The organism is Mesorhizobium sp. M0152 (genome assembly GCF_040322415.1).
In the GTDB taxonomy this organism is placed as follows: domain Bacteria; phylum Pseudomonadota; class Alphaproteobacteria; order Rhizobiales; family Rhizobiaceae; genus Mesorhizobium.
The window spans coordinates 1-11,992 of the sequence record NZ_JAMYTH010000040.1; the positions used below are offsets into that span (position 1 = coordinate 1).

The 11,992-nt window shown below is 65.2% G+C and carries 10 protein-coding genes; 3 read left to right on the forward strand and 7 right to left on the reverse strand.

Going from position 1 to position 11,992, the window contains the following annotated elements:
- The 6 genes from clpB to NKJ26_RS27740 form a co-directional block, all read right to left on the reverse strand.
- Positions 1-2,800 (reverse strand): ATP-dependent chaperone ClpB (gene clpB, locus NKJ26_RS27715; protein WP_352698514.1); only part of this gene is annotated, 2,800 nt, incomplete at its 3' end.
- Positions 2,801-3,019: 219 nt separating this feature from the next.
- Positions 3,020-3,925: a DUF4167 domain-containing protein gene (locus NKJ26_RS27720; RefSeq protein ID WP_352698516.1), complete on the reverse strand. Its 906-nt coding sequence runs from the start codon at positions 3,923-3,925 to the stop codon at positions 3,020-3,022.
- Positions 3,926-4,227: 302 nt separating this feature from the next.
- Positions 4,228-5,106, reverse strand: a complete 879-nt coding sequence (prmC, locus tag NKJ26_RS27725) for a peptide chain release factor N(5)-glutamine methyltransferase (RefSeq protein ID WP_352698517.1) — start codon at positions 5,104-5,106, stop codon at positions 4,228-4,230.
- Positions 5,099-6,178 (reverse strand): peptide chain release factor 1, encoded by a 1,080-nt coding sequence (gene prfA, locus NKJ26_RS27730; RefSeq protein WP_352607281.1) that lies wholly within the window; start codon positions 6,176-6,178, stop codon positions 5,099-5,101. The genes prmC and prfA overlap by 8 nt, the downstream gene beginning before the upstream one ends.
- Positions 6,179-6,186: 8 nt before the next feature.
- Positions 6,187-8,457 carry a phosphoenolpyruvate--protein phosphotransferase gene (gene ptsP, locus NKJ26_RS27735; RefSeq protein ID WP_352607291.1) on the reverse strand — a complete coding sequence of 757 codons (2,271 nt, stop codon included), beginning with the start codon at positions 8,455-8,457 and terminating at the stop codon, positions 6,187-6,189.
- An 80-nt stretch (positions 8,458-8,537) separates the two neighbouring features.
- Positions 8,538-9,791 carry an aspartate kinase gene (locus NKJ26_RS27740; RefSeq protein ID WP_027023235.1) on the reverse strand — a complete coding sequence of 418 codons (1,254 nt, stop codon included), beginning with the start codon at positions 9,789-9,791 and terminating at the stop codon, positions 8,538-8,540.
- A 232-nt stretch (positions 9,792-10,023) separates the two neighbouring features.
- On the opposite strand from NKJ26_RS27740, the gene NKJ26_RS27745 reads away from it, so the two are divergent.
- Together NKJ26_RS27745 and NKJ26_RS27750 are read left to right on the forward strand one after the other, a co-directional pair.
- A complete protein-coding gene (locus NKJ26_RS27745; protein ID WP_352698519.1) occupies positions 10,024-10,194 on the forward strand; it encodes a hypothetical protein in 171 nt (56 codons plus the stop codon).
- Positions 10,195-10,200: 6 nt separating this feature from the next.
- Positions 10,201-10,323 (forward strand): hypothetical protein, encoded by a 123-nt coding sequence (locus tag NKJ26_RS27750; protein WP_352698521.1) that lies wholly within the window; start codon positions 10,201-10,203, stop codon positions 10,321-10,323.
- A gap of 95 nt (positions 10,324-10,418) precedes the next feature.
- Here the strand turns inward: NKJ26_RS27750 and NKJ26_RS27755 are convergent, their stop codons facing one another.
- Positions 10,419-10,976: a putative glycolipid-binding domain-containing protein gene (locus tag NKJ26_RS27755; protein ID WP_352698523.1), complete on the reverse strand. Its 558-nt coding sequence runs from the start codon at positions 10,974-10,976 to the stop codon at positions 10,419-10,421.
- Positions 10,977-11,195: 219 nt separating this feature from the next.
- Here NKJ26_RS27755 and ubiG point away from each other — a divergent pair, with 219 nt between their 5' ends.
- Positions 11,196-11,945 (forward strand): bifunctional 2-polyprenyl-6-hydroxyphenol methylase/3-demethylubiquinol 3-O-methyltransferase UbiG, encoded by a 750-nt coding sequence (gene ubiG, locus NKJ26_RS27760; RefSeq protein WP_352607275.1) that lies wholly within the window; start codon positions 11,196-11,198, stop codon positions 11,943-11,945.
- Positions 11,946-11,992: the final 47 nt, after the last annotated feature.

Genomic DNA, 11,992 nt, shown 5'->3' on the forward strand with positions numbered 1-11,992 from the left:
CCCCCCCCCCCCCCCCCCCCCCCCCCCCCCCCCCCCCCCCCCCCCCCCCCCCCCCACCCCCCCCCCCCCCCCCCCCCCCCCCCCCGCCCCCCCCCCCCCCCGCCCCCCCCCCCCCCCCCCCGCCCCCCCCCCCCCCGCCCCCCCCCGCCCCCCCCCCCCCCCCCCCCCCCCCCCCCCCCCCCCGGCCACTTAACCCGCCCGCGGCCGCGGCCGCGACGATCGTCGGCTTCGAGCGGAAATTCAGCCGGTCGGAGCCGGCCGTCACCTTGACGGTCGAGCCGTCCAGGATGTCGCCGAGCAGGATCTTTTCCGCCAGCGGATCCTGCAAGTCCTTCTGCATCACCCGCTTCAGCGGCCGCGCGCCATAGGCGGGGTCGTACCCCTTGGCGGCCAGCCAGTCGATCGCCTCCTGGTCCAGCGCAAGCGTGATCTTGCGGTCGGTCAGCAAGTTCTCCAGCCGCTTGAGCTGGATTTCGACGATGCGGCCCATATCCTGCCGGCGCAGCCGGTGGAACAGGATCACCTCGTCGACACGGTTGAGGAACTCCGGCCGGAACGATGCCCTGACGACGCCCATCACCTCGTCGCGCACGGCGTCGACATCCTGGTCGTCGCGGAGATTGACCAGATATTCAGCGCCGAGGTTGGACGTCATGATGATCAGCGTGTTGCGGAAATCGACGGTGCGGCCCTGGCCGTCGGTCAGGCGGCCGTCATCGAGCACTTGCAACAGCACGTTGAAGACATCCGGGTGCGCCTTCTCGATCTCGTCGAACAGCACGACCTGATAGGGCCGGCGCCGCACCGCTTCGGTCAGCGCACCGCCCTCCTCATAACCGACATAGCCGGGAGGCGCGCCGAGCAGCCGCGCGACCGAGTGCTTCTCCATGAACTCCGACATGTCGATGCGCACCATCGCGCTCTCGTCGTCGAACAGGAAGTTCGCCAGCGCCTTGGTCAGTTCGGTCTTGCCGACGCCCGTCGGTCCGAGGAACATGAACGAGCCGATCGGTCGGTTCGGATCCTGCAGGCCGGCACGTGCACGACGCACGGCTTTCGATACCGCCTGCACCGCTTCGCCCTGGCCGACGACGCGCTTGCCGATCTCGTCTTCCATGCGCAACAGCTTGTCGCGTTCGCCCTGGAGCATCTTGTCGACCGGAATACCGGTCCACCGCGAGACGATATGGGCGACGTGATCCGGGGTGACCACCTCTTCGACCATGCCGGCCTTGCCGTCCTGCGTCTCGGCTTCCCTGAGCTTCTTTTCCAGCTCCGGGATCTTGCCATAGGCGAGTTCGCCGGCGCGCTGGAACTCACCCTTGCGCTGGGCAATGGCCAGTTCGTTGCGGGCCTCGTCGAGCTGCTTCTTGAGGTCGGCGGCGAGCCCGAGCTTCTGCTTCTCGGCCTGCCATTTGGCGGTGATCTCGGTCGATTCCTCCTCAAGGCCGGAGAGTTCCTTTTCCAGGCGGGCGAGCCGGTCCTTCGACGCATCGTCCGTCTCGACCTTCAGCGCCTCGCGCTCGATCTTGAGCTGCATGATGCGGCGGTCGATCTCGTCCAGCGCCTCCGGCTTGGAATCGACCTGCATCCTCAGCCGCGAGGCGGCCTCGTCGACCAGGTCGATCGCCTTGTCCGGCAGGAAGCGATCGGCGATGTAGCGATTGGACAGCGTCGCCGCCGCCACCAGCGCCGAGTCGGAGATACGCACCTTGTGGTGCTGCTCGTACTTCTCCTTCAAGCCGCGCAGGATCGAGACGGTGTCTTCCACCGTCGGCTCGTCGACGAAGACGGGCTGGAAGCGGCGGGCAAGGGCCGCGTCCTTCTCGACATGCTTGCGATATTCGTCCAGCGTGGTCGCGCCAACGCAGTGCAATTCACCGCGCGCCAGCGCCGGCTTCAAGAGGTTGGACGCATCCATAGCACCTTCCGCCTTGCCGGCACCGACCAGCGTGTGCATCTCGTCGATGAACAGGATGATCCCACCGGCGGCGGCGGTAACTTCCGAAAGCACTGCCTTGAGCCGCTCCTCGAATTCGCCGCGATATTTGGCGCCGGCGATCAGCGCACCCATGTCGAGCGCCATCAGCTGCTTGTCTTTCAGCGATTCCGGCACGTCGCCATTGACGATGCGCAGCGCCAGGCCTTCGGCGATCGCCGTTTTGCCGACGCCGGGCTCGCCGATCAGTACCGGATTGTTCTTGGTGCGGCGCGACAGCACCTGGATGGTGCGGCGGATCTCGTCGTCACGGCCGATGACCGGATCGAGCTTGCCGGAGCGGGCGTCGGCGGTGAGGTCGCGCGCGTATTTCTTCAGCGCGTCATAGCCCTGTTCGGCACTCGCCGAATCGGCGGTGCGGCCCTTGCGGACGTCATTGATGACCTGGTTGAGCGCCTGTGGCGTGACGCCGGCCTTGGCCAGGATTTCGGCGGTCTTGGCCGACTTCTCGACCGCGAGCGCCGTCAGCAGACGCTCGACGGTGACAAAGCTGTCGCCGGCCTTCTTGGCCACGTCCTCGGCTGTCGAAAACACCTTGGCCAGAGGTTGCGCGAGATACAGCTGGCCGTTGCCGCCTTCCACCTTGGGCATCGCCTCGAGCGCCGTTTCGACGCCAAGCTTGACGTCGCGGACGCTGCCGCCGGCGCGCTCGATCAACGACGCGGCCAAACCCTCGTCGTCGTCGACGAGTACTTTCAGGATATGTTCGGGAGTGAATTGCTGGTGATTGCGCGAGAGCGCCATGGTCTGCGCGGACTGGATGAAGCCGCGCACGCGCTCGGAGTATTTCTCGAGGTTCATATCTGTCTCCTTCCATCACCGGCCCGCTTCGCGGCACCGGATCAGATTGCGGTGACGGACCCGCTCATTCGAGCCGGATCCCGTTCAGCCGAGATATGGTATGTGGTCCATGCCGTCTCAAGACGCCTTGATGTCGGTCAAAGCATAATATTCCGCGGCCGCGCAAACGAAAACGGCGGAGATTGCTCTCCGCCGTTCAAGTCGTGAAATACCGTTCGATCAGTTGTCGATGTCGACATTTACGGGTTCGGCGTTGCCGCTGTCGACCGGAGCCGTGGTCACCTCGCCCGCATCGGCAGTGTCGTTGCCGCCTTGAGCCTGATCGGCATTGGCGCGCGGACGGCGCGGGCGCCTCGGGCGACGGGCGGCACCGCTCTCGGCGGCCGCCTCGTTGCGCTCGGCCTGGGCGGCCAGATCTGCCGGCGAAAGATGCTCGAACAGCGGGGCAGGCTCGGCTGCCGCAACGGTCTCGGCTGGCGAGCCTGCTTCTGCCTGGGTCGGGGCCTCGCTTGGCTGCTGCTGGCCGCCTTGCTCGGCGGACGAACCATAGTCGCGCTGGGCGTTCTGGCCGTAACCGCCATTGGGGCGGCGATCGCGATGGCGCCCGCCATTGTTGCGCCCGCCATTGTCCCGATTATCTCGGCCCGTTTCCCGGTTCAGCGCGACCTCGGCCGGCATGCCTTCGACAACAGGCTGCGGACCGGCGCCATGGTTGATCACCGGAACCGGCACATCCGAAATGTTGCTGCCAGCATTGCCGGCATTCTCGAACTCGTCGCGATCCTCATCGCCGTCATCGTCGAAATCGTCGCGATTCTGCTGCACGTTCTGGATCGGCATCTGTGCCTGCGCGGCCGCGATGATGCGATTGTAATGTTCGGCGTGCTGGAGATAGTTCTCCGCCATGACCCGGTCGCCGGAGCTTTGCGCGTCACGAGCGAGGGTGGCGTATTTTTCGGCGATCTGCTGAGCCGATCCGCGGATTTTCACGTCCGGACCGTTGCTCTCGTAGTTGCGCGTCAGGGGATTTGGCCCCTTGCGGTTGTTGTTGTTGTTATTGTTGTTACCGCCGCCGCCATTGTTGTTGCGACCGCGCATGCGCCTGTTCTGCTGTTGTGGCCTCATTCGACTCTCTTCATTTTGAAATTTTCGAAAACTCGTCACGAACGGAGGCGCTCATGCAGCCAGCCGTTTCGTTTCTTCACCGGCGTTCGCCCGCATCGATTGCGTTGGCGCCACGTGCCATCCTGTTCCGGTTACATCACTTGCCGGACGATTCCCGCACGAAGCTTGGGCGTCGTTTGCGCAAGAAGGCAGCTATTTCCAAGGGAACCGAATCGCTAAGAGCACTGCCTGCTTCGTCTCATCCGGTTGACGCGACCCTAGCCGCATTCCCCGGCATTGCCAAGCGCTTTTTTCGCACTGCGTCAAGGCTTTCCCCGGTGAAAGACAAGAACCCTGTCGTTTCCGCCAAGGTCCTTAAACATCCCGCCGACCGCATATCCGGCCGTTCGGAATATATCACTGACCTCGATGCGTTGCGTGTGGCCGACCTCGACCGCGATCCTGCTTTCGGCTTCCAAAAACCTTGCCGCCTCGGCGGCGATGATCCTGTAGGGGTTCAGCCCGTCCGCGCCGCCATCCAAGGCTAGGCGCGGGTCGAAATCGCGGACTTCGTCCTGCAGATTTCCAATGCCTTCCGACGGTATATAGGGAGGGTTTGCGGCAATTACATGGTATCGGCCAGAAACTTTTTCAAACCAGTCCGACTGGAGCGCCGTGAACCGGTCGCCAAGCCCGAATTGCCCGGCATTGCGGGTCGCCGTCGCCAACGCGCCCGCCGAAATATCGACGCCGGTGGCAATCGCGGCCGGTACGGCGCTGAGCAGCGCCAGGGCGATGGCGCCCGTGCCGGTGCCGAGATCGAGGATGCGGCACTCGCCCTCCCGCGCTGCTGTCGCCTTGACGAAGGGCAGCACCGCTTCGACAAGCGTTTCGGTGTCCGGCCGCGGCTCCAGCGTTTCCGGGGACAATGACAGGCGCAGACCATGGAATTCCCGATAGCCGAGGATGCGGTGCACCGGCTCGCCGCCGGCTCGCCGTCTCAGGGCCGCGTCGATCTGGGCAAGCGCGCCGGCAGCCACCTTGCGCTCGGGATCGGCAATGGCCTGCGTGCGCGTCGTGCCGGAGAAATGTTCGACCAGCAGCCTCGCGTCGAGCGCCGGATCATCGACGGCGGCGGCGGCAAGCCTGGCCCGTGCTTCCCGCAGCAGCGCTCCCAGCGTCTCGGGCAGATGGTCAGCCATCAAGGCCGATATCGGCCAGCAGCTTCGACTGATGGTCGGCGATCAGCGCGTCGATGACTTCGTCGAGCTCGCCCATCATCACCCGGTCGAGCTTGTAAAGCGTCAGGTTGATGCGGTGGTCGGTGACGCGGCCTTGCGGGAAATTATAGGTGCGGATGCGCTCCGAGCGGTCGCCGGAGCCGACCTGTGACTTGCGCGATTCCGAGCGCTCCTCGTCCGCCTTGCTGCGCTCCATGTCATAGAGCCGCGCCCGCAGGATCTGCATGGCCTTGGCCCGGTTCTGGTGCTGCGACTTTTCCGCCTGCACCACCATGATGCCGGTCGGCAAATGGGTGATGCGAACCGCCGAATCGGTGGTGTTGACATGCTGGCCGCCGGAACCCGAGGCGCGCATCGTGTCGATGCGGATATCTTCGGCCCTGATGTCGATATCGACCTCTTCGGCCTCCGGCAGCACGGCGACCGTCGCTGCCGAGGTGTGGATGCGGCCGCTCGCCTCGGTCGCCGGCACGCGCTGCACGCGGTGCACGCCGGATTCGAATTTCAGATGGGCAAAGACACCCTTGCCGGAAATCGTGGCGATGATTTCCTTGAAGCCGCCGGCATCGCCATCGCTGGCCGACACCGTCTCGAACCGCCAGCCGCGCGCGGCGGCGTAGCGCTCATACATGCGAAACAGGTCGCCGGCGAAGAGTGCAGCCTCGTCGCCGCCGGTGCCGGCGCGGATTTCGAGGATGGCATTCTTGTCGTCTGCGGCATCCCTGGGCAGAAGCAGGATCTGGATGTCCTTTTGCAGCGCCTCGATGCGTTTCTCCACGCCCGGCAGGTCGGCCTCGGCCAACGCCCGCATCTCGGCATCGGTGCCCTTGTCGGCAAGCATCGCTTCGAGGTCGGCCTGCTCATGCTCGGCCTCGCGCAGCGCCCTGACCTTGGCAACCATGTCCTGGATTTCGGCATATTCCGACGCCATCCGCACATAGGCGTCCGGCGCCGGCCCGGCCGACATCTGCGCTTCGAGCATCTCGAAACGTTTGACGACTTGGTCCATGCGGTCGCGGGGAAGATTGATCATGGCAAAGGCTACAGGGGAATGGAGCGATCGTCGGCAAAGGCCTGCAGCAGCGCCCGCATCGGCAGCCCCTGCGCCGGCGCCATCAGATTGTCGTCGAAGAACGCCTGCAACTCGCTTAGCGGCAATTCCGTCAGCATGGCCTTGACCGGACCGATGGAGGCCGGCGACATCGAGATCGAGCGGAAACCGAGACCGACCAGCGCCATCGCCGAGATCGGCTTGCCGGCGAGTTCGCCGCACAGGGTCACTGGCGTGTGATTGCGGGCGCCGGCATCGGCGATCTGCTTGAGCACGCGCAGGAACGGCGTCGATAACGTATCGAAGCGGTTGGCCAGTTGCGTGTTGCCGCGATCGACCGCCATGACGAACTGGAACAGATCGTTCGAACCCACCGAGACGAAGTCGACCGCCTTCATCAATTCGTCGAGCTGGAACAGCAGCGACGGCACTTCCAGCATGGCGCCCAGCTTGAGGCTGGTCGGCAGGTGATGGGCGAAGCGCGAGAGGTGCCGCACCTCGCGGTCGATGATCTCGCGCGCCTGGGCGATCTCGCCGAGCTCGGTCACCATCGGCAGCATCAGCTTGAGCTCGCGCCCGCCGCTGGCCTTGAGCAAGGCGCGGATCTGGGTGCGCAGCAATCCCGGCCGGTCGAGGGTGAGGCGGATTGCCCGCCAGCCAAGCGCTGGATTCTCTTCCTGGATCGAGCCCTTGAAGTAGGGCAGCACCTTGTCGCCGCCAATGTCGATGGTGCGGAAGGTGACCGGCTTGCCGCGCGCCGCCTCGAGCACGTCGCGATAGAGTTTCTCCTGAGCCTCGGCGCGGGGGAAGGTAGAAGCGACCATGAACTGCAGTTCGGTGCGGAACAGGCCGATGCCGGCCGCACCCGCCTCGGCCAATTGCGGCAGGTCGACGGCAAGCCCGGCATTCATCAACAGATCGACCTGGACGCCGTCCTTGGTCGTCGACGGCTTCTTGCGCAGCTCGCGATAGACTTCCTGCCGGCGCGCGCGAAAACGCACCTTTTCGGCGTAGGCGGCTTCGAGGTCGGACTGCGGCCGCAGATGGATCGCGCCCTCTTCGCCGTCGACGATGATGGCATCGCCGTTTTCCGCCATGGAAACGGCGCCCTTCATCTGGCCGGCGACCGGAATTCCCATGGCGCGCGCGACGATCACGACGTGGCTGGTGGCAGCGCCATCCTCGAGCACCAGCCCGCGCAGCTTGTCCCGGGGATAATCGAGCAGTTCGGCCGCGCCCATCGAGCGGGCGACGATGATGGCGTCCTTCGGCAAGGAGGCGGCGACGTCCTCCGGGCCGCGCCCCATCAGCTGGCGCAGCAGCCGGTTGGCGAGATCGTCGAAATCGCTCATCCGCTCGCGCAGATATGGATCGGTCATGTGCAGCATGCGGGCTCGCATGTCGCTCTGCACCTTTTCCACCGCCGCCTCGGCCGTCAGGCCGTTGCGGATCGCCTCTTCCAGGCGGCGCACCCAGCCGCGGTCGTTGGCGAACATGCGGTAGGCTTCCAGCACCTGGCGATGTTCGCCTTCGAAGGCAACGTCGCGACGCTCCAGCATGTCGTCGATGGAGAGCCTGAGGGAGCCGAGCGAGGCGTCGAGCCGCCGGACCTCTTCCTCGCTGTCCTCGTTGAACAGATTGGTGACGACGATGCGCGGCTCGTGCAGCACGACGTGGCCAAGCCCGACGCCGTCGTTGAAGGACAGGCCGGTGAAACTCACAGGGCGGCGCAGGTCGAGCTCGAGGCCCGGCCGGGTCAGCCGCGCCAGGTCGCCGGTGGCGATCATCTCGGCGATGACCATCGCCGTCGTTTCCAGCGCCTCGACCTCGTCGTCGCGGTAGTGGCGCATGGTCTTGTTCTGCACCACCAGCACGCCGAGCGTGCGCCCTGCCCGCAGCACCGGCACGCCGAGGAAGGAATTGTAGATCTCCTCGCCGGTCTCCGGCAGGTAGGCGAAGGCCGGGTGTTCCTGCGCGTTGGACAGGTTGAGCGGCCGCGCGCTGGCGGCGATCGTGCCGACCAGGCCCTGGCCCAGCCGCAGCTGTGCCAGGTGGACGGCGTTGGGGTTCAAACCTTCGGTGGCGTAGAGTTCGAGCACCGAATCGGAGCGCAGCACATAAAGCGAGCAGACCTCGGCAACCATGTTGGAGGCGATGTCGCGCACGATCCGGTCGAGCCGCTCCTGCGGCTCCAGCGGCTCCTGCATGAGCTCGCGGAGCCGTTTCAGCAGAACGCGCGGGCCACTGGCCGGGTCACGCATCGCGGCTTCTTCTCCAATGGGCATTTTGCCCGCCTCAGTTTCCACCGCGGCCGGCGCACACGCAACTCAAATCAGTCTGGCTACTGCTTATCCAGACCGTAGACGGAATGCAAAGTACGAACCGCCAGTTCCGTGTACGGACCGTCGATCAGTATCGAAATCTTGATCTCGGAGGTCGTGATGGCGCGGATGTTGATCGAACGGTCGGCCAACGCCTTGAAGGCTGTGGCGGCGACGCCGGCATGGCTGCGCATGCCGATGCCGATGACCGAAACCTTCGACATGCCGGCTTCCGACTGCACGACATCGTAGCCGACCTCGGCCTTCAGCCGGTCGAGCACGGCAAGCGCCTTGTCGACGTCGCCGGACGGTACGGTGAAGGTCATGTCGGTGAACTTGCCGTCCTCGGAAATGTTCTGGACGATCATGTCGACATTGATGTTGGCCTCGGCCAGCGGGCCGAAGATGCCGGCGGCGACGCCCGGCCGATCGCCGACGCGGCGCAGCGAAATCTGCGCTTCGTCCTTGGCATAGGCAATTCCGGTGACGACCTGCTGTTCCACGATCTCTTCCTCGTCGCAAATAAGCGTTCCCGGAGGATTGAGCAAATCCCCCATTCCGGGCGCATCGGGATCGTCGAAAGACGACCGCACGAAGGTACGCACCCTGTGCACCATGGCAAGCTCGACCGAACGCACCTGCAGAACCTTGGCGCCGAGCGAGGCCATTTCAAGCATTTCCTCGAACGATATCTTGGCCAGCCGGCGCGCCTTGGGCTCGATACGCGGATCAGTGGTGTAGACCCCGTCGACGTCGGTGTAGATATCGCAACGATCGGCCTTGACCGCCGCGGCGATGGCTACGGCGCTGGTGTCGGAGCCGCCGCGCCCGAGCGTGGCGATGCGATTGTCCGGGCCGATGCCCTGGAAGCCGGCGATGACAGCCACCTGTCCCTCGCCGAAGCGCTTGACCAGGAAGGCGCCGTCGATATCGAGGATACGCGCCGCGCCATGCGCGTTGTCGGTCTTGATCGGGATCTGCCAGCCCTGCCAGGACCGCGCATGAACGCCCATGTTCTGCAAGGTGATCGCCAGCAGGCCGGCCGTCACCTGCTCGCCTGAGGCCACGACGGCGTCATATTCCCGCGCGTCGTGCATCGGCGAGGCTTCGCGCGTCCATTGGACCAACTCGTTGGTCTTGCCGGCCATCGCCGAAACCACCACCGCCACCTCATGGCCGGCGTCGACCTCGCGCTTGACGTGACGCGCCACATTGCGGATGCGGGCGATGTCGGCGACGGAGGTCCCGCCGAATTTCATCACGATACGCGCCATGGAAGCGAAATGCCTTTGACTGAAGCCGGCTCAACGCCGAAGCGGAAGAAAGCGCCCGACTGTCGCCGGCCGCTGAATGCGCGGCCTCCTTAGCCAAAACCTCCAGATTTCGCAAGCGATGGCTGACGACAACGATCCCTGCCGGAGTTGCAGCCGGACGCAAGCCTCCTGACAATCCGGGCATATTCCCTGTGATAGGTTGGTCCGCGTACCTCAAGCTGGACGAGATATCATGACCGAGACCCTGGAAATCGTCCGTTTCCGGCTCAAGCCCGGGACTGAGGTGGGATTTGTCGCCGCCAATGGCCTGGTCAGCGACTGGCTGGTGCGGCAACCGGGTTTCCTTGGCCGGCATCTGGCCAGGCATGACGATGGCGGCGGTTGGATCGAGATCGTGCGGTGACAGGGCTTGGAACAGGCCCTCGCCGCGGCCGGGCGGATCATGGCCGAGATCGGCGATTGCGACGCCATGCAGGCGATCGACCCTGCTAGCGTCGACATGCGTCATGCCATGGTCGTACTCTCCAGATGATTTCGGTTCCGTCGTACGGGAGGTGGCGCAGCTATGTCTTGAGATCTGCTGAGGTCAGGTCGGGCGAGCCGTTCCCGGCCGGCGTCGTCTGAACATCAAGATACGCTGCGCCACAGGCCGGGATAGTCGAACACGAAACCGGACGCCGAGACACCAAGCACCGCATCGTAGCCGAACACAGGCGCGGCATAGGCGTAGCGGACCGCGTCGAGGCGCCGGTAGGTCTGGTCGAGACGCATGAGCCTGAAATCGGGAAAAGCGAGATAGGCCGCCGGTGCGGGCGTCGCCTTGCCGACGCCAAGGTCAAAACGGCGGATTGCCAGCAGGTTCGAAGCCGGCGTGAAACCGAGATCGACATCGACAAGACCGGCGACATCCGCCTGGCGTGTGCCGTTCAGCGTCCATTGACCGTCGGCAAGCCGCTCGATCTCGTAGTGCAGGGCTTCCACGCCGAGAAAACCGTCGACACGCGCCGAGCGCGTGCGCCAGCCGGCATCGCAATCCACCTCATAGCCTAGGCTGCACGGTTTGCCGTCCTGGACAAAAAGCGCCTGGCCCTTAAGGCTTCGCCCGCCTTCGGTTTCCGCAAGCAGGCAGGCGTCGTGGCCCTCGAGATCAAGCCGGCGCCAGAGGACTGAAGCGAGGATCCGCATCGTCGCACTCCCGTCTGAGGACAATGCCTCCTCTTCGTCCGCAAAAGCAGCCCTGTTTCCCTCTCGAGCCGATCAAGCTGCCATGTGCTGACAAAATCGCGGCCGGCAATACCGGCTCGCGCGACGCCATTGTCGGTCCGTCTGGCGGCACGCGAAAAAACCTGCCTTGACTTTCCCGGCCGGGAACCCGACTTGCTAGCGTTCGAGGAGACCCGCCATATGCCAGAGCCCCGCCGATCGACCATCGATGCCGGAGAAGTGGAACGCTTCTCCGCCCTTGCCGCCGAGTGGTGGAACCCGAATGGCAAGTTCCGCCCGTTGCACAAATTCAATCCGGTCCGGCTCGCCTATATCCGCGACCAGGTGGCGGCGCGGTTTGGCCGCGACCCGCGCGCCGCGCGGCCGTTCGAAGGCCTGCGCTTTCTCGACATCGGCTGCGGCGGCGGCCTTTTGTGCGAGCCGATGGCGCGGCTCGGCGCCGAAGTGGTCGGCGCCGACGCTTCGGCGACCAATATCGAGGTGGCGAAACTGCATGCGGCCGAGGGCAATGTGAACGTCGACTATCGCGCCACGACGGCCGAGGACCTGGCCGATGCCGGTGAAAAATTCGACGTCATCCTCAACATGGAAGTGGTGGAGCACGTCGCCGACATCGACCTGTTCGTCGCCAAATGCGGCGAGATGGTCAAGCCGGGCGGCATCATGTTCGTGGCCACCATCAACCGCACGCTGAAGGCGCTGGGGCTGGCCATCATCGGCGCCGAATACGTGTTGCGCTGGCTGCCGCGCGGGACCCACCAGTTCGGCAAGCTGGTGCGCCCGGAGGAGCTTGAAAAGGCGCTCGGCGGCGCCGGCCTGACCGTCATCGACCGCACCGGCGTCACCTACAACCCGCTGGCCGACCGCTGGTCGCGGTCGAAGGACATGGACGTCAACTACATGGTGCTGGCGGAAAAAGCATCGGTCTGACCAATCACTGCCGCCTGGCATCGCCGCCTGCGGCGGCCGAGTGCAAT

What these genes read in the sequence shown, in the direction of transcription:
- prmC (WP_352698517.1), bottom strand. Translation starts at nt 5,106, where the DNA reads ATGGCTGACCATCTGCCCGAGACGCTGGGAGCGCTGCTGCGGGAAGCA.
- ptsP (WP_352607291.1), bottom strand. Translation starts at nt 8,457, where the DNA reads ATGCGTGACCCGGCCAGTGGCCCGCGCGTTCTGCTGAAACGGCTCCGC.
- NKJ26_RS27720 (WP_352698516.1), bottom strand. Translation starts at nt 3,925, where the DNA reads ATGAGGCCACAACAGCAGAACAGGCGCATGCGCGGTCGCAACAACAAT.
- NKJ26_RS27755 (WP_352698523.1), bottom strand. Translation starts at nt 10,976, where the DNA reads ATGCGGATCCTCGCTTCAGTCCTCTGGCGCCGGCTTGATCTCGAGGGC.
- ubiG (WP_352607275.1), top strand. Translation starts at nt 11,196, where the DNA reads ATGCCAGAGCCCCGCCGATCGACCATCGATGCCGGAGAAGTGGAACGC.
- prfA (WP_352607281.1), bottom strand. Translation starts at nt 6,178, where the DNA reads ATGATCAATCTTCCCCGCGACCGCATGGACCAAGTCGTCAAACGTTTC.
- NKJ26_RS27740 (WP_027023235.1), bottom strand. Translation starts at nt 9,791, where the DNA reads ATGGCGCGTATCGTGATGAAATTCGGCGGGACCTCCGTCGCCGACATC.
- NKJ26_RS27745 (WP_352698519.1), top strand. Translation starts at nt 10,024, where the DNA reads ATGACCGAGACCCTGGAAATCGTCCGTTTCCGGCTCAAGCCCGGGACT.